The 20292-nt window shown below is 63.0% G+C and carries 16 protein-coding genes; 9 read left to right on the forward strand and 7 right to left on the reverse strand.

The window, feature by feature from the left end:
• Window positions 1-4: 4 nt before the first annotated feature.
• From BUC24_RS07035 to BUC24_RS07050, 4 genes are all read right to left on the reverse strand, one after another.
• Complete coding sequence (locus BUC24_RS07035) at window positions 5-3172, reverse strand: pectinesterase family protein (RefSeq protein WP_073213350.1); 3168 nt, start codon at window positions 3170-3172, stop codon at window positions 5-7.
• A complete protein-coding gene (locus tag BUC24_RS07040; protein WP_073213351.1) occupies window positions 3169-3936 on the reverse strand; it encodes a rhamnogalacturonan acetylesterase in 768 nt (255 codons plus the stop codon). The genes BUC24_RS07035 and BUC24_RS07040 overlap by 4 nt, the downstream gene beginning before the upstream one ends.
• Before the next feature lie 99 nt (window positions 3937-4035).
• Entirely contained in the window at window positions 4036-4734 is a 699-nt protein-coding gene (locus BUC24_RS07045; RefSeq protein WP_073213352.1) for a FadR/GntR family transcriptional regulator, read from the reverse strand.
• 112 nt (window positions 4735-4846) lie between these two features.
• Window positions 4847-5185 carry a heavy-metal-associated domain-containing protein gene (locus BUC24_RS07050; RefSeq protein WP_073213353.1) on the reverse strand — a complete coding sequence of 113 codons (339 nt, stop codon included), beginning with the start codon at window positions 5183-5185 and terminating at the stop codon, window positions 4847-4849.
• A gap of 525 nt (window positions 5186-5710) precedes the next feature.
• Here BUC24_RS07050 and BUC24_RS07060 point away from each other — a divergent pair.
• Both BUC24_RS07060 and BUC24_RS07065 read left to right on the forward strand, forming a co-directional pair.
• Complete coding sequence (locus BUC24_RS07060) at window positions 5711-8077, forward strand: HzsA-related protein (protein ID WP_178372492.1); 2367 nt, start codon at window positions 5711-5713, stop codon at window positions 8075-8077.
• A gap of 136 nt (window positions 8078-8213) precedes the next feature.
• Entirely contained in the window at window positions 8214-9905 is a 1692-nt protein-coding gene (locus tag BUC24_RS07065) for a methyl-accepting chemotaxis protein (RefSeq protein ID WP_073213356.1), read from the forward strand.
• On the opposite strand, the gene BUC24_RS07070 is transcribed toward BUC24_RS07065, so the two are convergent.
• Window positions 9902-10396, reverse strand: coding sequence for an arsinothricin resistance N-acetyltransferase ArsN1 family B (locus tag BUC24_RS07070; RefSeq protein ID WP_073213357.1), 495 nt, complete (start codon window positions 10394-10396; stop codon window positions 9902-9904). The genes BUC24_RS07065 and BUC24_RS07070 overlap by 4 nt on opposite strands.
• Window positions 10397-10523: 127 nt before the next feature.
• Here BUC24_RS07070 and BUC24_RS07075 point away from each other — a divergent pair, with 127 nt between their 5' ends.
• Together BUC24_RS07075 and BUC24_RS07080 are read left to right on the forward strand one after the other, a co-directional pair.
• The gene (locus BUC24_RS07075; protein WP_073213358.1) at window positions 10524-10982 is read left to right on the forward strand and encodes a hypothetical protein; all 459 of its coding nucleotides are present in this window, start codon (window positions 10524-10526) and stop codon (window positions 10980-10982) included.
• Window positions 10979-11470, forward strand: a complete 492-nt coding sequence (locus BUC24_RS07080; protein ID WP_073213359.1) for a hypothetical protein — start codon at window positions 10979-10981, stop codon at window positions 11468-11470. The genes BUC24_RS07075 and BUC24_RS07080 overlap by 4 nt, the downstream gene beginning before the upstream one ends.
• 26 nt (window positions 11471-11496) lie before the next feature.
• On the opposite strand, the gene BUC24_RS07085 is transcribed toward BUC24_RS07080, so the two are convergent.
• Window positions 11497-12720 (reverse strand): MFS transporter, encoded by a 1224-nt coding sequence (locus tag BUC24_RS07085; RefSeq protein WP_073213360.1) that lies wholly within the window; start codon window positions 12718-12720, stop codon window positions 11497-11499.
• Window positions 12721-12843: 123 nt separating this feature from the next.
• On the opposite strand from BUC24_RS07085, the gene BUC24_RS07090 reads away from it, so the two are divergent.
• The 5 genes from BUC24_RS07090 (at window position 12844) to BUC24_RS07110 (ending at window position 16168) form a co-directional block, all read left to right on the forward strand.
• Complete coding sequence (locus BUC24_RS07090) at window positions 12844-13764, forward strand: LysR family transcriptional regulator (protein ID WP_073213361.1); 921 nt, start codon at window positions 12844-12846, stop codon at window positions 13762-13764.
• A gap of 91 nt (window positions 13765-13855) precedes the next feature.
• Window positions 13856-14374, forward strand: coding sequence for a GspH/FimT family pseudopilin (locus BUC24_RS07095; protein WP_073213362.1), 519 nt, complete (start codon window positions 13856-13858; stop codon window positions 14372-14374).
• Window positions 14364-14852 carry a type IV pilus modification PilV family protein gene (locus tag BUC24_RS07100; RefSeq protein WP_073213363.1) on the forward strand — a complete coding sequence of 163 codons (489 nt, stop codon included), beginning with the start codon at window positions 14364-14366 and terminating at the stop codon, window positions 14850-14852. Before BUC24_RS07095 ends, BUC24_RS07100 begins: the two co-directional genes overlap by 11 nt.
• The gene (locus tag BUC24_RS07105) at window positions 14845-15693 is read left to right on the forward strand and encodes a type II secretion system protein (RefSeq protein ID WP_267873474.1); all 849 of its coding nucleotides are present in this window, start codon (window positions 14845-14847) and stop codon (window positions 15691-15693) included. Before BUC24_RS07100 ends, BUC24_RS07105 begins: the two co-directional genes overlap by 8 nt.
• Complete coding sequence (locus BUC24_RS07110) at window positions 15683-16168, forward strand: hypothetical protein (protein WP_073213365.1); 486 nt, start codon at window positions 15683-15685, stop codon at window positions 16166-16168. Before BUC24_RS07105 ends, BUC24_RS07110 begins: the two co-directional genes overlap by 11 nt.
• A gap of 9 nt (window positions 16169-16177) precedes the next feature.
• Here BUC24_RS07110 and BUC24_RS07115 read toward each other — a convergent pair whose 3' ends face one another.
• Complete coding sequence (locus tag BUC24_RS07115) at window positions 16178-20287, reverse strand: DUF6701 domain-containing protein (RefSeq protein WP_083598749.1); 4110 nt, start codon at window positions 20285-20287, stop codon at window positions 16178-16180.
• Between the last annotated feature and the right edge of the window lie 5 nt (window positions 20288-20292).

Raw genomic sequence — 20292 nt, forward strand, 5'->3', positions numbered from 1 at the left:
GCGGCTAAGGCTGCGGATTCCATCCGCGGCCACCATCGTAGGCCGAAAAGATAGCTGCGCGGCTGTCATATTCGCCTTCTACCTCGTCCGCGTTGAGCAGGCGCCCCTGCTTGCGGTGGTGCAGGTCGAGCGCTTTTCCGGCCAGGTTGCGGCTGCCGAACTCGCGCCAGCCTCCCATCTTGCTATCCGGTGCGGGATGCGGCGCGGGCTCACGCGCCGCGCCGCTGCCAGCCCAGCCATCGGCGGAGATGTGCGCATCCATGCTGCAGTTGATGAAGGCAACGTTGTCCCATGTGCTGGCGGTTCCAGGGCTGCGCGCCAGGTAGGTACTGCCTGGCTCGACATCGTTGCCCGCCGGTCCGGCGCCGTGTGTCAGTGTGCTGTCCAGGAAGACAAAGCCTTTGTCAGCCGCGCTCACGGTACGGGCCTGCACGATGTAGCCGCCCCTGGCCGCACCGCTGCTGTCGCCAACAGAGCGGATCTCGCTCTGCTCGAACAGGGCGACCCGGTTCGCGCCCCAGATAAAATCCACATTGCCTGCAACGAGCGCGCGGTAGAACCACGCGTAGCCTTTGAGCTGCAAGGTGTCCTGTTCACTGATGAAGCTCGCGTTACGGGCGATCAGACGGCCCGTGTCGCTGTCAAACAGTACGGTCTCGGCCTGGCCCGATGGGCTGTAGCGGCGCTGCGTATCATTGCGCAGGGTGAGGTTCTCAAGCGCGAGCAAGTCCGCATATTCGGCCAGAAGCAATGCCCGTCCGGCGCCAGCGTTCATCGATTCGTTGTTGAGCGTGTGGATCAGAACCCCGTCGCGGCTTTCGCCGCGGATGGTCAGGTTGTCCTTGTGGCGCAAGTACAGTCGTTCGTCGTAAGTGCCGTTGCGGACGCTGATCCACGCTGGCGCAGCGCGCGGCAGATGCGTCATTACATGGTTCAGTGCACCTTGAACAGTGCGAAAGTCCGCAGGTCCATCATCGTCGACAGTCAGCGTTGCACCACTGGGACGGGCTTTTCGAGTGTGGAATGACCAGCTCCCGCCGCCGCCGTCGAACATGCCTGCGCCGACCGCCACCACGTATTCGGTGTCGTATTCCAGTACCCCCGCGTGCGGTTTGACGCGTACCTCCTTGCCATCAATGTGCACTGGATTGCCGCGCAGGTAGCGTGGGTTGGCAGCAGTGCCGATATTGGCTACTTCGTCCACGGCGCGTAACACGTCCACCAGAGCGCCATCGCGTTTTCGGAAGATACGAATCGAGTCCGTCGTTCGAAGCGACGGGGCTTGTGCAAATCGCAGTCGAAGCAAGGTATCGACCGGCACGTCGCGCTTGCCCGCGGGTGGTTCGACGCTGGCCTTCATGCTGGCAGCCGGCTTCACAAAACGCGGTCCGACCTGCAGTGTCAGCGTGCGGCCGGCACCGGCACCGGCAAGTTCGATTTGCGCATTGCCCACCTGGCGCGCTCTGATCACGATACCGCTGGCGTCGCGCTCGACGGTGGCCACCGCAGGGTCGCTCGACGTTGCGGTGTAGGGCAGGGCAGTTGCGCCATCCGGCCCCACGGCACTGACGGGCAGGCGCAGCGGCGCGTCGCCAGCCTGCGCGAACATGAGTGGCGCTGTGCCTGCCAGGCTGATTCTGGCCGGTTTGTCGGACGCCGGACCAACGGCCATGCTGTCAAGGGCGAAGGCATTGTCCTTGCTGTAGAAGGCAGCCGTGCCGCGCTGCTGCGGCGGCGCCGGGTCGATTGCGCTGGTCACCTTTTCGCCATCGACGTACGCCGTCATCAGCGCGCCGCTGACCTCGAAGCGCAGACGGTACCAGTCAAAGGTGCTCACTTGTGCGCGGCGTACCTGCTTGATGCGGGTGAGTACACCGCCGCGCATCTGCACGATTTCGATGCGCAGCACGCCATTTTCAGCCACCAGCCCCGCGCCGCGCCAGTTGTTGTCGTCCTGGCGTTCCGTCACATACATCTGGCCCGCAGGCTGAAAGGCACGCAGGCGCGCCTCGATGTAAAAGTCGTTTGCGGGCAGTGCCAGCATCGCGCCGGCGGCGACACCGGTGATGGCGCTGTCGGCCTGCTGGTCAATATGCCAGTTGCCGGCCCCCGCAAGCGCCTTTACGTGCGCACCAACCTGCGCGGCCGGCAACAGCTCGAACGGGTAGGGTACCTGCCAGGCAGGCGCGGACGGATGGGTGCAGCCGGCCAGCGCGGCGCCATTCAGGATCGAACCGCGATCGGTGAACGAGGAGTCGAGGTTCCAGCTGTGGACCACGTCGGTGCAGCTCCGCGCGCCGGTGATGTCATAAGCGTTGGCGTCGCCAATGACGTCTGCCTGCTTGCCCATGCCGATGCTGTATTCGTGACGGTAGACGGGGTGGTGCCGGTCACCGGTATGGTAATTGTTGTACAGGTGGACCTGGCCATAGCGTACGCGTGGCGCGCGCGCCGACACGTTCTCGAACAGATTGTGGTGAAAGGTGACGCGCAGTTTGCCTGCGTCGCCAGTGGCTTTGTCGCTGGAGCCGACCAGTGCATTTTTTTCGTGCAGGGCAAAGCGGTTGTACGACACGGTGACCAGATCGGCGCCCTGGTTGATGTCAAGCGCGCCGTCGTGGCACTGTTTGAGCATGCCGTTTTCAGTTGGCGCGCGCTCGTCGCCCGCTGGCGCGTCAGTGAAGCTGTTATGGTCGATCCAGACATTGGTCGACGCCGACACGGTGATCGCGTCGAACAGCGAGTTCCAGTTTCCCCTGGCACCGTCCTGCGGATCCCACACCGGTCCCACATCACAGGGATTGCGGAAATTCAGGTTGCGGATGATGACGTTGTGCGCCTTGGCCACCACGACGTTGGCGTTGATCAGGCCCGCGCCGCTGCCAATGCCGGCCAGGGTGCGGTTGCTGCCAAGCCGAATGACGCCACGCCGGGCCTGGTCTGCGCTGCTGGAAAACGGGCGGCCGTCGCGCAGGTCGATCACGCCCACGATCTGGATCACGCGGGCGTCGCCGTCCAGCGCGGCACGCAACTGTGCCGGGGTAGACACGATGACGGCCGTCGCGCTCCCGCCGCCGCTGGTGCCGCCTTGCTGACCGGCCCAGCCATCGGCGAGTTGCGCGTGTGCCGCCGTGCAAAGTGACAGGGCCAGAAGCCAGCCGGCGCGCTTCATTGTGCGCGCAGCGACGCTGCCAGTTCGGGCCGCACGCGTATTAGTTCGGCAGCGACCATCGCTGAAAACAGTGCAGCGCCTTTGGCGCCAAGGTGGGTGCGGTCAAACACGCTTTTTGGTGTGGCATTCGGTTCGGCCGCCGCTGCTGACGGCGCGGTTTGCGGGGTGCCCGCGGGAGGCGGCGGCGCAGCGGCCAGCGTGTCGGCTTCGGCGCTGCCCATTGCTTGCACGGCTGCTGCACTCACGGCGTTCAGGTCCAGCAGATCGAACTTGCCTTCCTTTGCCACGCGCCGCATTGCGGCAGACCATGGCGCCAGATCGTCATGCAGCCAGGCGCCCTGGAACGAGCGCCGGGTCAGCGGGGTGACCAGCACTGGTATGCCGCCCAGCGCGCGCACTTCTTCGCCGTAGCGCGCCATGTTGTGCGGGTATTGGGTGACCAGGTCGGTCGAGCGGCCGGGTTTGCCCGGCTGGTCGTTATGACCAAACTGGATCAGGACATAGCTGGCACGGTAGGCCACGCCGTCACCCAGCAGGGTTTGCACCTCATCCCAGCGGCCTTCCGCCCTGAAACTGCCGGAACTGCGCCCGCCGCGTGCGAGATTAATGCAGGTGACCGCAGGATCGAAGCGGGCGCACAGTGCGTCGCCATAGCCGGTGCGGGTAGCCATGGTGGAATCGCCCACCAGGATGACGCGAACTGGCGCGGCATGCGCCGCCGAAATGCTGCAGACGAATGACAGCAGAAGTGCGAGACGGTGCATGTGGTCCCCAGAATGGATCGGTCAGGATTGACAGACCAATTCTAATTTGGTTGGACCACTTTTGCAATCTGGACGAGCCGCTGCGCTCCCAGGGTCGGCTTAGCCGCGCGAGAACGTGCGGGTGACGCGTTCCAGGTGAGCGCGCATGGCCTGGCGTGCGCCAGCCACATCATGCGAGGCGATCGCTTCGAGGATGGCGCGATGGTCGTGCAGGGTCTGCTTGCGCAGTTCTTCAGTCTGGAAATGTTCTTTGAGCTTGTGCCACAGTGTGCCACGCTGGTTCCACAGGTATTCCACCACGCCGACCAACGCGCTGTTGCCGGTGGCCCGGGCGATGGCCAGGTGGAAGTTACGGTCTGCCATTTCGTTGGCGCCACGGTCGTCGTGATCGCGTTCCATCTCCAGCACGGCGCGAAGAATGGCGTCGATGGCCGAATCGGTGGCCATTTTGGCGGCGATGGCGGCCACTTCGGCTTCGATCATGCGGCGCGCGGCCAGCACTTCAAATGGACCGGGGCCGACCTCGAGCACGTCGGACTCGGCCGCGGCCTGCTCGCTGACATAGACGCCTGAACCGCCCCGCACTTCAATGATGCCGCCCAGTTCAAGAGCAATGAGTGCTTCGCGCAAGGAGGTGCGGCTGACGCTGAGCTTGGCCGCAAGGTCGCGCTCGGAAGGCAGCCGTTCTCCGGGTTTGATGTTTTCCTGCTCGATGAGTTCCTGGATCCGGCTGGCGACGACTCGATACAGGCGTGGCTCAGCCTGATTGGCGTCTTGAAGGGCAGCGGTCTTTTTCATCGGGGAGGGTGTCCGGGGCAGCGTGGAGGTGAGCGCTGATTTTAGGTTGGTCTGTCCAATCTTGCAAGGTGGACGAGCCAAGCCATTTTCCCCGGATACCGCAGTCCCTGTTTCAGCGCCAGCCAGCCACCAGTTTCAATGCGGACCGCTTGACCATTTGACGCACTGGCAGGCCAGCAAATCGGTGCGTGCGCGGTGCGGCACGCTGGTCGTGATACAGGTGGTGCGCTTCCAGCACGGCTTCCACGTTGTCCCAGAACCGGTGCTGGTTGCCGACGCTGCCGTCGTACTGGATCTGCATGGCCCCGGTGGCGACGCTGACGTCGACCGCTTCAATGCCATCGAGCCCGCGTAGCGCGTCCGACACCATGGCCAGCCGCGCCGGATTATTTTGAAGCAGGGCAAAGCGCAATTCCAGACGGACCGGCAGGACGAGGGCTTGGGCGTGCATGGCGTTACCTCAGAACGGTTGGGGCGGCCGGATTGACCGCACCAGGGGGAAGCGCGGACACGCGCGTGGCAGCCGGTTCGCTGTGGGGCGCAGGCGGCGGTGGTGGTGGATAGAAGAAGGTGCCCCACACGATCGCGAGGACAACACTTCCAAAGGCAAATGACTTTTCGGGCATGGTGGTTACCTGGGTAAATGGAACTCGGACGCTGCTTGTACGTACGAATTCTAGAAGCTGTACATGACGGCCTGATGACGCTTTGATGCGAATGTGGCCGACGTTCGACAGGCTATACAAAAATATGCGTGGTAAATACTCACATAGTCACTTTTCTGATAAAAACGATAATTTTGTTGTTGTGACACGACAAGTCAATGGCTGACCGATAGTTTTTATCGGTAAGCAATCGGTAATCACAAGCTCTCTATGATCCGCGATGTTTCCAAAATGAATTAATTTAAGGGAGTCGCGTGATGGGTTCAGGTCGTGGGGAAGTCTGGTCATTGAATATGAAGTCTGCGGTGCCGTTGGCACTACTTACCGCCGCGTTACTTTCGGCCTGTGGCGGCAGTGGTGGCGGCAAGGCGCCGTCGCCGGCGCCGGCGCCGTCGCCCACCTCGTCCGTGCCGACGCCCACCCCCACCCCCACGCCCACCCCAGTGCCGGACACGCCGCCAGGGCAAAGTCCGATCCCGGAGCCGGCCCCCAACATTGGCAGCGCGACGGTGATGTTCGTCACCAGCGTGCCCGGCACCGGCTTCATGCATCAACTCAACACCTTCGCCAACCATGGCACCAGCATTGCTGATGTGGTCGGCGGTGGCGATCTGTATTTGCGCTATTCGGACGGGGTGCTGCGCAACCTGACCCAGGAAGCCGGCTGGGGCGTGGCCTCTGGCGGCATCCAGGGCGGCGCCAAAGCCATTGCGGTGCGCCAGCCAACCGTGCACTGGAGCGGCACCAAGGCCATCTTTTCGATGCTGGTGGGCGGGCCGACTAAGCAATACGAGGTCGTTTCGCGCACCTGGCAAATGTACGAGGTGAGCAATCTGGGACGGGGGCAGACGGCTGTCATCACCAAGGTGCCCAACCAGCCGGCCTACAACAATACCTCGCCGATTTACGGCAGCGACGACCAGATCATCTTCACCTCGGATGCGCCGCTGTATGGCATGACCCACACCTATCCGCAGCTGGACGAATACGAGAACGTGGCCACCAACACCGGCATCTGGAAGCTCAACACGAATACCGCCGCGCTGACCATGATCCAGCACGCGCCCAGTGGCGTGTTCGATCTGTATCTCGACAGCTATGGGCGGGTGTTGTTTACCAAGTGGGATCACTTGAAGCGCGACCAGCAGGCCGACATCGACCGTTACGGCGGCGGCAGCTACAAGCCCTACGACATTGCCGACGAAAGCCCGGCCGCAGCCAAAGTGGTCTCGCCCAAGTTCGACGGCAATGGCAAACCGATTGCCGACGCCACCGGCCTGCTGTACGACGTCTTCCCCGAAGCGCGCCATGCCCAGGATCCGACGCGCGACCCGAACGAGCAGCTGCACGACTTCAACCAGTTCATGATGTGGCAGGTGAACGAGGATGGTTCGGAAGAAGAGACCATGAACCACGTCGGGCGCCAGGAATTTGGCGGCGCCTACCTGGAAGGGATCTTCAAGGATGACGCCAACCTGTCCTACCTGATGTCGAAGTTCAGCGCCAACGCTGCCATGCGCGATACCGTGACGGCCGATTCGGGCTTCTTCCAGCTGCGCGAAGATGCGCGCCGGCCCGGCACCTACTACGGCACCTACGCCAAGGAATTCGGTCGCCAGGCCTCGGGCCGCATCATCGAGTTTTCCATGAAGCCGGGTGTCAATCCCGAAACCGTGGTGATGAAGGACTACACCAATGCCACGCTGGACAACGACCCGGAAGGCAAGAACCCGAAAACCGCAAGCATGACAGGGCACTACCGCAACCCGCTGATTCTGGCCAATGGGGCAATGCTCGCTTCACACACGAGCGAATATCGCCTCAATGCCGAAACTTCGACCGACCCCCTGAAACTGGCGCCACGCTATGTATTCCGGCTGCGCTCGATGGTGAAAAATCCGGGCGGATCGGACTACATCGCGGGCGATCCGCTGACCGGCGGCATCGTCAAGGACATCCGTTTCTGGACCGATGACGCCACGCCGCACCGCTACAACGGTCTGCTGAACGAGACCGACGTGGTGGAAGTGGTGGCCCGTGCGCGGCCGCCCAAGGTGGGCATGCAGACCGAAGCCATCGAAAAACAGGTGCTCACGGAAGAGGGCGTGGACGAAGCGGCCCTGCGCGCCTGGCTGACCAAGAACAACCTGGCGCTGGTGGTGAGCCGCAATGTCACACAGCGCGACCGCGCCGACATCGCACAACCGTACAACCTGCGCGTCGCTGCAGCGGGTGGCGTGGTCAGTACGCCGACGGCAGGCAAAGTGTACGACGTGCTGCACATGCAGTTCTTCCAGGGCGATCTGACGCGCGGCTACAGCACCAATCCGGGCCGCAGGGTGTACGCCAAGCCAATCCACAACGCCCCCATGCAACCAAATCTGATGGCGCAGAACTTGCCCAATCCGGGCGGGCCACCTGGCAGCGTGAAGATTGCCAACGATGGTTCAATGGCCGCGTTTGTGCCGGCCGGCCGCGCGCTGAGCTGGCAAATGACCAGCCCAAGCGGCAAGCCGGTGGTGCGCGAGCGGATCTGGGCCAGTTTCGCGCCCGGAGAAATCCGCACCTGCTCCAGCTGCCACGGAATCAACAGCAAGACCCTGAATGACCTGGGCAATCCCATCAACAAGCCGCAAGCCTTGCGCGACTTGATGACGCACTGGAAAAAGCAACCATAGTGTGGATGCATGCGGCGCACGCATGCGCCGCATGTTGCATGATTGGGACGGTCGTTGCGCTTGAATTCGTTCGTAGGCACAATAGGCCAGCCGGCATTGCCGCCTGTCATCTTGTCTGCCACCGTACGGGGGAAACATGTTCAAGAACTTGCTCATCAAGTGGAAACTTGCGGTGCTGATGGCGGTGATGTTGACCGCGCTTGTGGTCATCGGCCTCAGCGGCTACCTTGGCATCAACCACGTCAGCGCGGCGGTCGATGAAATTGGCGTGGTGCGGCTGCCGTCCATTCAGGGCTTGCTGGTCATTAGTGAAGGGCAGACGGCGGTTGCCGCAGGTGACCTGACTGCAGCCATTGCGGAAAACGATTACGAGACGCCGGGCCGGTTCGACGAAGCGCTGCGCCAGCGCACCCGCGGCTGGGCGTCGATTGAACAAGGTTGGAAGCAGTACGAACCGCTGCCGCAAACGGCTGAAGAAGCAACAATGTGGAAGCAGTTCGTGCTCGACTGGAATGCCTGGAAAGCCGTCGAAGCCAGGGTGGGCGCGGCCATGGCGGCCATGGTGAAAAACAATGACGAAGCGACGCAGAAGGCCTTGTTCGTCACCTTCTATAAAGAATACAACGCATCGCGGCCACTGTTCCTCAAGGCCGAGGCGGGGCTGGACCAGATCAAGAAACTCAATGACGACATCGCCGTTGGCCAGGTCAAGTCCAGTGTCGAGACGGCCACGGCAGCACGGCGAACCATGCTGATCTCGGCCCTGCTGGCGGCCATTGTTGCCATCGCGGTGGCCGTGTATATCTCGGACAGTATCAGCGGCCCGATCCGGCAAGCGGTGACGGTGGCGCAAACGGTCGCTGGCGGCGACCTGACCAGTCGCATCGAGGTGGACCGCAGCGACGAAACCGGCCAGCTGCTCACCGCCTTGCAAGCCATGAATGGCAATCTGGTCAAGATCGTCGGACAGGTACGCACCGGCACCAATACCATTGCGCTAGCCTCGGCGGAAATTTCGACCGGTAACTTCGACCTGTCGGCGCGCACGGAAGAACAAGCCAGTTCGCTTGAAGAGACCGCTGCATCGATGGAGGAACTGACCTCGACTGTGCGCCAGAACATGGAAAATGCACAGCAGGCCAACCAGCTGGCGCAATCGGCCTCCGTCGTGGCCGTCAAAGGCGGCACCGTGGTGAGCCAGGTGGTCGACACGATGAGCGCGATTAACGCCTCATCCAACAAGATTGTGGACATCATTGGTGTGATCGACGGCATTGCCTTCCAGACCAATATCCTGGCCCTGAATGCCGCGGTGGAAGCTGCACGCGCGGGCGACCAGGGACGCGGCTTTGCGGTGGTGGCAGCGGAGGTGCGCAGCCTGGCGCAGCGCTCGGCAGCGGCCGCCAAGGAAGTCAAGAAGCTGATCGACGATTCGGTCAGCCAGGTTGATGCAGGCAGCCGCCTGGTGAATGACGCCGGCGCCACCATGGGCGACATTGTGACCAGCATTCAGCGCGTGACCGACATCATGGGCGAGATCAGCATGGCCACGCGCGAGCAGAGCAGCGGCATTGATCAGATCAATACCGCGGTCACCCAGATGGACCAGGTGACTCAGCAGAATGCGGCGCTGGTGGAAGAGGCGGCCGCGGCGGCAGCATCGCTGCAGGAGCAGGCAGCCAATCTGGCGGGCGTGGTCAGTACCTTCCGGCTTGACCAGGAAGTGAGCGCGCCACCGCCGCCCCGTGCGCGTCCGCTGGCGCCGGCTGCGACACGGCCAGTCAGAAAAGCCCTGGTGGCGGCCACCGACGACTGGGAAACCTTCTAGTCGCCCAGCTTCAACTGCCAGTAACCGACATCGATCCAGCGATCAAATTTGCGGCCCACTTCGGTAAAGTGGGCCGCTTTCACGTAGCCCATCGCTTCGTGCAGAGCCACGCTCGGTTCGTTGGGCAGTGCAATCCCGCCGATCACCAAATGCACGCCCGCTGTGCGCAAGCGTTCGATCAGCACCCGGTAGAGCGCCTTGCCCAGCCCGGTGCGAGCGCGGTTCTGCGCGACATATACAGAGCTTTCCACCGAAAAACGGTAGGCGGCGCGCACGCGCCATTTTGTGGCGTAGGCGTAAGCGACCAGTTCGCCATTCATGAGCGCGACCAGCCAGGGCAGTCCGGCGGCCTGGACTTCGGCGATGCGGGCTGCGATCACAGGCGCCGTGACCGGCTCTTCCTCGAAACTGATGGTGGTGTTCAGAATGTAGTGGTTATAGATGGCGGCAATGGCCGGTGCATCAGCGGCCGTGGCGTTGCGAAGTTCCAAGGTTTTCCTTCGTGTGTTCGTGGTTTGGAAAATATAGTCGATTGATCAATACACCACAAGGCCTCATACTTGGCGCACACACTCTCGCCTGACATTGAGTGAAGAAAGCTATTTCGTTTCCTGGTCCATGAAAAAGATAAACTACCTGCGCACGATGCTGTTCCTGCCCTTCATTGCAGCCCTGGCCGCCTTCGTTCTGGGGCAACTGGGGGGGCGGAGTGAAATGGGCGAATTCATCCAGGTCTCGATGGCGGTGGGTGCCATACCGTTGCTTGTCACGATTGGGATCCTGCTCTACATCAGCTGGCGCTCGACGTTCGATTCGTTTCATAAATGGTGGCTGTTCGCGCCATTCCTGATGGCGCTCGTGATCATCGTTCTCGTATTTGCCTTGTTTTCGATACGCACAGTCTTCAGCACCCATGACTGGGCTTCGCTGGTGCCTGAATTTGCCATATCGATGCTACTCGGCTTTTACTGTGTGATCGTCGGCTATGCCTATGTGTTACCCGCCGCAGGCGTCGGCTACCTGCTTGAGAAAATTGGCCTGGTTGTGGCGCCAGCGGAGGAGGCCTTTTATCTATGAAACAGATTCCGCCAGCGATGGTGCCGCTGCTGCAGAAGGCAGCCAGCGTCTTCCCGCACAAGAAATTGCCACTGACATTCTGGACGATCGACCATGGGCCGACCATTCTCGATACCTTCAGCGCGCTGGCGCCGCTGATTCTGCGTGCAGGCTTGCCTGTTGCCGATATTCCGCATGGCTACCTGCTGCTGGCGTATCTGTTCGACTGGGAAGCGCAATGCCAGTTCAATGGCTGGGGCGCTTTTGAAAACGTGAGCGACGAGCAGTTCGCTGCAATTGTCGCTGGTTTTACCGAGGTGGGGCTGGTGGCGGAAGCCGATTCCTTGCGCACACAAATGGCCGCCTTCCGCGCCTACCCGGATGACCTCGAGCATTGGTTCACTGCGGCGCAGGAAGGTCAGCATGCGTTTTCCGGCGACCTCGACCGGCTGGAATATCTCACGCAATACTTCTGCGATCATGCTGACGAACTGTTATACCTGAAGTAAGGCCGACCCGATGGGCCGGCCCGCAATTACACTGGCGTGTCTGCCTTGGCCGCAGCCGACTGTCCCGCATATTCCGTCAGCCAATAAGCAAACCCTGCCAGCGGGAAGGCCAGCCCGGTCAGCAAGGCGGCGTGCCAGCCATAGCGGGCAAACATCCAGCCGCCCAGTGCCGAGCCGATCGCGCCACCGGCAAAGAACGTAGCCAGGTAGATGCCGTTCAAGCGGCTGCGCACTTCCGGCGCCAGGGCGAAGATGGCACGCTGGCCCAGTACCAGACTCGCCGCCACACCCATGTCCAGCACGATCGATGCCACTGCCAGCATGCCCAGTGCAACGGGACCGCTGCCGGACACCGTCAGCGGCAGCACAAAGCCGCCAATTCCCAGCAGCAGCGCGACAGCCGTTGCGGGCAAGGTGTGCCCACGGTCAGCCAGGCGGCCGGCAATCGGGGAGGCCACGGCACCGGCCATGCCGACCAGGGCGAAGATGGCGATGGCAGTTTGCGACAGCTTGAATTCGGGGCCGGACAACATCATGGGCGCGACGGTCCAGAACAGGCTGAAGCAGCCAAACAGGCAGAACTGGTAGGCGGCGCGGCGGCGCAGCACTGGCGTGGTCACAATCAAGTGGCCGAGTGAGGCAATCAGACGGCCGTAAGGCGGCGGATTGTGCGGCACGCGGGTCGGCAACTTTACGCGCAGCAGCACTGCCAGCAGCAGGATCAGCACCGAGGCGCCACCAAACACCACATGCCAGCTGCTGGCGTCGGCAATCAGGCTGGCGGCAGGGCGGGCCAGCATGATGCCCAGCAGCAGGCCACTGACCACGCGCCCGACCGTCTGGCCGCGCGTGGCTTCGTGCGAGAGGTGGGCGGCGAACGGCACCAGCAGCTGCGCCGCTACCGAGCCCAGCCCGATGGCCAGGGCAGCCGCCAGAAACGCCCAGCCCGTGGTCGACAGCGCCGCTGCCATCAGGGCGGCGGAGGTGAATACCAGCGCGCCGACCACCAGGCGGCGGTTTTCCAGCAAATCGCCCAGCGGCACAAAGAACAGCAAACCCAGCGCGTAACCGATCTGGGTCAGTGTCACCACCAGACCGGCAGCCTGCGCCGACAGGCCGGTTGCCGCGCTGATGGGGCCGGCGAGGGTTTGCGCGTAATACAGATTGGCCACGATCAGGCCACAGGATGTGGCCAGCAGCAAGACCATGCTGGGCGAAATATCGGGTTCAGTGGCAGTGTGCGCGGACATATTGTTCCTTAGTAGGTAAGTGGTGATGCGTTAATGCCAGTGTATGTCAGGCCCGCGTAAAGATAATTAGTGCATAATCACCATACACTTTTCACATTATATGAACAATCGAGGAGGGGCGTCGTGGACAAGGTCAAGGCCATGCATACCTTTGTGCGCATTGTGGAAGCGAACAGCTTTTCCAAAGCGGCCGAAATTCTGCAATTGCCGCGTGCTTCGCTCACGGCCACCATCCAGAATCTGGAAGCCTATCTTGGCACTCAGCTATTGCAACGCACCACGCGCCGCTTGTCAGTCACGCCGGACGGCGCTCAGTATTACCAGCAATGCCTGGAAATTCTGGGCGCCATCGAGGCCTCGGAAATGGCGTTTCGCAGTGCCGATGCGGCTCGTCCCAGAGGCAAGCTGCGGGTGGAGTTGCCGGGGGCGCTGGGACGGCATCTGGTCATCCCGCGCCTGGCCGAATTTCATCGCCGCTGTCCGGACGTCGAGCTGGCTGTCAGCACCAGCGACCGCCTGGTGGATCTGACGCAGGAGGGGATCGATTGCGCCCTGCGTGTCGGGCAACTTGCCGATTCCAGCCTGGTGGCGCGGCGGATGGGCACGATGCGCTTTGTGGCCTGTGCGGCGCCTGCCTATCTGGCAGCGCATGGCGCGCCGCAGTCGCCGGACACCCTCGATGGCCATGTGGGCGTGGTGCATTTTTCGGGTCGGACCGGGCGCCCGTTTGAATGGGAGTGGCAGGCCGGCACGCGCAGCGGGAAATTCAGTTTGCCGGGACCGGTGGCCGTGAGCGATGCCGACGCCAATCTCAGTTGCGCGGTGCAGGGCCTGGGCCTGGCGCAACTGGCCACCTATCAGGCGCGGCCCCATCTGGCCGATGGCAGTCTGCTGCCGGTCTTGACGGCTGTGCAATTGACCGAAATGCCGGTATCGCTGCTGTACCCGAAGGGCCGTATGGCCACGCCCAAGTTGGGCGCTTTTGCAACGTGGCTGGCCGGCCTGTTCGAAAATGACCCGGATCTGCGCCTTGTAACGGGCTAGCTATTGCCAAGTAAATCGTGCTACCTGACAATAGAGACGGACCTATCGTCATCGCATCATTCAACAGGAGCGGGCAACCGCGCAGCGCCTAGTGAAGAAAATCGGCCTTGCTACCTTGCTATCGAACCGCGACCCGCAGCAGGCGGGTTTCACGATGGTCGAATTGATCGTTGTGATTTTGATCACCGGCATTCTGGCTGCCGCTGCCTATCCCCGCATGAGTTCGAATAATTTCGACGAGGCCGGTTACCGAGACCAGGTTGCGGCCACCTTGTCGTTCGCGCGCAAGGCGGCCATTGCGCAACGCCGCAATGTCCAGGTCACCCGCACAGGGAACGCGTTGAACTTCTTGATCGCCACCGACGTCCCGGAGAATATGACGGCGGGGGCCCCCTTGCCGCTCAGTGCCGCGCGGCCGTTGATTCTGCCAGGTACGAGCACGTCGCAGATTGCGCCGCGCGCAGGCAGCACCACGCTGACCGGCCCCGACACGCTGGTCTTCAGTCCGCTTGGCGTGGCGACTGCCAGCCCCAACACGTTTGTGTATACCGTCAGCGGCTCGACCACCCGCACGCTGACCGTCGATGCCTTGACTGGTTATGTGCGCTAGCACCACGCAGCGCAGGCGCGCCGGGTTCACGCTCATCGAGATGATCGTGTTCATCGTTATTGTCGCCATTGCCCTGGCGGCGGTGTTGCGCACGCTCTCCATCACCGCCGGGGCCAGTGCCGACCCGATCGCGCCCAAGCAAGCCATGCTGGTGGCCGAATCGATGCTCGAAGAAATCTTGCTCAAGCCGTTTTCGAATCCGGAGGGCGGTTACGCGGCGGTCTGTCCCGGCACTTGCGACCGGGCGCGCTTTGATAATGTGGGCGATTACGCAGGCTACACCAGCAACGGCGTCTTTGCGCTGGACGACCTGGCCACGCCTGTGGCCGGTCTGGGTGGCTATAACGTAGCGGTCAGCGTGACCTCGACCAACGTGACAGCCAAGGGCAATGGCGCGCCTTGCCTGCGCGTGACGGTGAGCGTGAGCGCCGCTGGCACCACTTACCAATTGCATGGATACAGGTTCAATGATGACTAAGGGTAAAGGATTCACTTTGCTCGAATTGGTCGTCGTGATGGTCATCATCGGCGTGCTGGCCACCGTCGCTGCCCAGTTTATTGCGGGACCGACCCAGGCGTATCTGGCGGTGGCACGGCGCGCCCAAATTTCCGATATTGCCGATGTGTCGATCCGGCGCCTGGCGCGCGAGCTGCGCCTGGCGCTGCCAAACAGCGTGCGCGTTGGTGGGGCCAATCGCTTCCTTGAATTCATCCCGACGGTGAATGGGGGACGCTACCGGACCGAATCCGGCGACCTGCTCGACTTTACCCAGGCCGACACCAGCTTCGATTATTTGGGTCCATCACTGGCGGCGGGCAGCGGCCAGTCGGTGGTGGTGTTCAATACGGGGCAGCGCTCAACGTCAGGCTGCGCGCTGGCGCCGTCGGGCGCTGATGCCTATGAAGGCTGCAACCGCAGCGCGGTAACCTCTATCACCAGCAGCACGGTAACGATGGCGGCGCGCAAGTTTCCTTTCGATTCGCCGGGGCATCGCTTTCATCTGGTCCCGGCCAGCGGGCCGGTGACGCTGGCCTGCGAAAACATTGGCACCAGCAATGGCGACGGCAGTGGCACGCTGCGCATCTACAGCAACTATGCGACCGGCAGCGGCGACTGGGGCGCCAGTGCCCCCGCCACGGCGCCCACCGGAACCAACCGCAGCAGTAATGTGCTAGCCGACAATGTGAGCGCTTGCAGTTTTTCCTATTTGCCTGGAGTGACTGCCAGTAACGGCATCGTCACGCTCAGACTGGCCATTACGCGCGGCAATGAAACCGTGACGCTACATCATCAGGTGCATATCGATAATGTCCCCTAAACCAAACCAGAGCGGCATGGCCGCCGTCGCTGCCATTTTCATTCTGGTGATTCTGGCCGGACTAGCCGCCTATGCGGTATCGATCAGCGCGACCCAGCAGACCGGCATCGCGCTTGACGTGCAAGGCAGCCGCGCCTTGCAGGTGGCGCGCTCGGGCATGGACTGGGGGATCGCGCGGGTGGTATCGGCCCCCTCGGCCTTTGGCACCGGCAATTGCCAGACCGGAAATGCCCGTGTCGATCTGAGTACCGGCGCTGGCGGCGACCTGGCTGCCTACAATGGCTTTACCGTGAGCGTGGAATGCGAGCCCACGCCGTACACCGATGGCGCGGCGCTGATCAGCTACCGGCTGATTGCCACCGCGTGCAATGAGCCCAATCTTGGGCGCTGTCCCAATACGACGTCGGCCAGTGCCGACTATGTTGAGCGCCAGCTAAGTACGCAGGTCATGTGCAATGCCAGTGGTCCTTGTTAAGCGCTGGCGCTAATAGCGTTCACGCCGGTAGATTACCCGGTTCTTTCCCTTGTAGACGCCGAAGGTGACGCGTGCGCGCGGGTCATTGGCTGCAGCGGTGGTCCAGGGGTATTCCAGCCAGGAAGGTACATTGAGCACCAGATCGACATAGCCACCGGTACCAGGTGGCACCATGCGCAAGTCCAGCACGCCGCCGGTGAAGTCGGAGCCCGCGCCGCAGCCTGTCAGCGGGCAGTTGGCGGCGCTGCTGATGCCCCCGCTCATCGCCATTGCAGGCGGTGCGAGCAGATGCGTGCCGCTGGCGCCGCCATCGGCCGTGTTGGTCACCCAGCCCTGTGACGTGTAATACTGGGTGGTGACCGGCACCGACAGCGGTAGCAAGGCCGAGCCGTACACGTTGGCGACCTGAACCCTGCCCGAATAAATCGGCGTCACGGCGGCACTTTCGAAGCCGATGGAGCTCAAACTGTCAGCGCCAGTCGTAGCGCGCAATTGCAGGGGCGCCGAACCGGCACGCGTCTCCAGCGGCAAGGTTTGGCGCGCGTTGAAAGTGTACATCACCGCGTCGGCACTCACCGTGCCATCCAGGGTGGCAACGCCATTGACAAATTTGCTCGCAGGCACAGGCGCTCCCACCACACCGCCCACGCTCAGCTTGCCCAGTGCCGCGCTTTGGTTGGCGCCGCTGTTGGCATCGGCCAGATCCACGCTGGCGGCAAAAATGCCCTTGTAGTTAGCGCTCAGCGCGCCGGACGCATTGACTGCGCTGACCGTCACGGTTTTGAACGGTTGGGCCGAATAGCTGAAGCTGCCGCTGCCCGGCACCAGCGTGGTGACGAAGTGATCCGGAATGAAGCGTCCCAATGAAAAGTTCGCCTCAGTGCCGATCCAGCAGCCATAGCGGCCGTTGCTTTTCACCGTGCTGAAACTGCTGGCGTGGCAGTCGCCGTTCTGATCGACTGCGGTGTAAGTCTGATCACGCCAGGCGCCCGCGCTCAGATAGAGGTACCCGACCTCCGTGTACAGCGCATTGCCAGTCGGCGCGGGCGAGGGGTTGGCCGTTAGCGTGGCCGGCGCCAGAGTGCCGACCGTCCCGCCCCCCTGCACCGTGGTTTGACTAGCGTCCTGCGCGCTCAGCATGCTGGTATCGAGCGTGAGCGTACCCGTGTAGTTGCTGCCGTAAGCAGTGCGGGCAAACAAGGTAAAAGCGGTGCCCGCCTTGATGGCAGGCGTGGCCGTTGCGAGCGGGCTGCCGGCGGCGGTGGCGTTGGTGGTCAGCTGGACCGCGCCTGGACGCAATGCGAAGGCGTCGGCCGAGCAGGCCGTCACCGTTGGCGTGACGCTGGTATCGGTAATGCGCGCTATCAAGCGCTGATAGGCATCGGTGTTTGACAGCGCCACCGTCACGTCGTTCTGGTAGCCGGCGTCGGTCTTGATGAAGGTGACGGGATTGACGGTGGCCACGACCGGCTTGGCGCATGCCGAACAAGTTGCCGCAGTGCTGTTGCAGGCGGTGCCGATGCTGTCGTCAATCAACTCCATCCTGACCGTCTTGGCGACGGGCCCGCCCACATACCCTGTTTCCGTGCTGCCAGCCGTCTTGAGGGCGACCACGTCGAGCTTGAAGCGGCTGCCGCTGGCGTCGGCAGCGCCGGTTGTCTCATTCCAACCAGCTAGTTTGGTATAAATTTTGTGATCTGCGGCGCTGTCGTAGCTCTTGTCCGCGTAGTAGCTGTCGACCACGGCAAAGTTGGCGGCCGCCACCGAACAGACGCTGATGACGGTGCTGCAGCTACTGGCATTGGTGCAGCTGCTGCCATTGGGGCAGCAGCGGGCGGGATTGAGCGCGGTGGGGGCGGGCAGGGCGCCCGACCCGATGGCCAGGGTAATGGTGGCGTTGCCCCCGGCTGGATAATCGAGCGTGGTATTGGCCTGGCCGATGGCATCAAAGGCGGGGGCGCTGTTGCCCAGTGTGCCGCCAGTGGTGCTCAAGCCCACGCTGCGGCCATTGACGACGGCCTGCAAATTGCCGCTGCAGGCCGTAGCGGCAGCAGGTCCGGCGCAGGCGTACACCTGAATGGCGGGCAAGGGCGTGCAGGCGCTGGCGCTGGACGGCACCACCAATTCGTAATGGTCGACGGTGGCGCCACAGGCATGGATCAGGTCGGCTACGCCTTCCACTTCCAGCGGCACCAGGGCGCGGTTGTAGATGCGTACCTCGTCCAGATAGCCGTTGGCCGAATTGGCCGTATAGGCCGTGGGCGCACCGGTGACCAGGGTGGTGCGCTGGCCGCCCAGATATAAGGTATCGAGCGCGCCGAGCGCGCCGTTGACGTTCGTGGCCGAGGTGGCGATCGGCACCTGGTCACCGTCGAGGTAGATGCTGAGGTTGTCGCCCGGCAGGTTCCAGGTGACGACGATGTGATGCCAGGTATTTGCGCCAAAGCCGTAGGCCACCGAGGTCGCGGTACTAACCACACCGGCACTGTCCTTGAGCGAAAACACCAGCCGCCCGGAGTCGTCCTTGGCCAGCATGAAGTGGCGGTCGTTGGCGGCGCTGCCGCCGTCGAGCGATGCATCCAATAAAGTCCGCGCATTGCCGTCCGCCCATGGGCTGCTGCTGGCATACCAGAACGCGATACTGCCGGCGTTGGCGCCAATGGCGTTGACGTCGATCCCGGTACTGATTTCGGAACCAGCCGCCGCGGGGTTGTTGGCGGCGCCGCAGGTACCCGGCGTGCCGGTGAGCGCTGCCCCGACCGTAGCGGGCGGATTGCCCGAGGCCCTGGTCGAGCCCAGGGCCGTGGCGGGGGTGGACGTCACCGCGCCGGTATTGGCAAAGCTGGTGGCATTGCCCGCTTCGTCCATCGGGTAGTAGGCGTAAGGCTGGGGCAGGATGACGTAGGTTTCGGTGGCCGTGTCGTTATCGGAATTGCCGTCGCCGCCGGTGCCGGACACGATGGCGCTGTTGGTAATGACGCCGCTCAGACCGGCTGCCACGCTGACGTTGATTTGCACTGGCGGGGCCGACTGGCCGGCAGCCAGTGCGCCAGTGCGGGTGCAGGTGACCACCTGGCCAATGTAGGTGCAGCTCCAGCCATTGCCGGAGTAGCCCGTGTACGTCAAGCCGGCAGGCAAGGTGTCGACAATGGCCAGCGGCCCGGGTTCGGACAGCGTGCCTTCGTTGTTGGCTGTGAGGGTATAGGTGGCGGTGCCGCCGGGCGAGAGCGGGGCGCTGCGGGTCTTGTCGAGCGTCAAGTCGCGCTGTGAGGGACGCAGGGCCATCAGGTGCGCCACGCCATTGTCGGACGAGCCGCTGTTGGTAATGGTGGCACGGGTGGCGCAGGACGTCCCGATGTTGGCCTGGGTGAAGTACGACATTTCCACCGTGGTGCCGGTGGCATTGGCGGCGGTCGGCGAGCGCACGTCCAGCACGTCGGTGATGGCCGAGGCGCCGCTGTTGGTGCAATTGGTCGAGTTGACGAAGACTGGCGTGTTGAAGCTGTCCGCCGATAGCACGCTCAGCACCGAGATCATCATGGCGTTGGCGGCATTGGTGATCACCGGCGCAGTCTGGAACGTGGTGCCTGATGCCGTGAGCACGGAGGTTGGCGTGCCTGCCAGCGGGTTGCTGCCGGTATCGATCCCCGAGAACACCATCATGCCGGCCACGGCGGTGCCGCCTTGGCGGTAACTGTTGGCAAATGTCCAGGTGTAACTGGTTGGCTCGTTCAAGCCGACAATACGGTAATACGTGCGCAGGGTCATGCCGCCGGGCGAGGTGCTGACGCCGCCGTTGGGCTGTTCGCTCGACACCGACAGCTGGGTCCAGGTGCCGCCTGCCGGCGCGGTCCAGGTCATTGCGCTGGGGCGGGCGGCAATCGAGACGATCATCACCATGCCCGGCTTGGCGGCCACCGGGCGGGTGATGGTCAGCGCGCCGGCGGTGCCATTGGTGGGCAGCCCGGTATTGATGCCGGTGGCGGAACCGCGGAACACCACGGCTGCCCCGGCTGGGGTAGTGCTCAACAGGCAAATCAGGGCGCCCAGCAGCAGCAAGGTGCCGGGAGAGTGGCCAACGCGTTTAAGTGCGGCAAAAATTGATCGAAGCGCGCTCATTGCAT

It is taken from the genome of Massilia sp. CF038 (assembly GCF_900129765.1).
GTDB lineage: Bacteria > Pseudomonadota > Gammaproteobacteria > Burkholderiales > Burkholderiaceae_D > Telluria_A.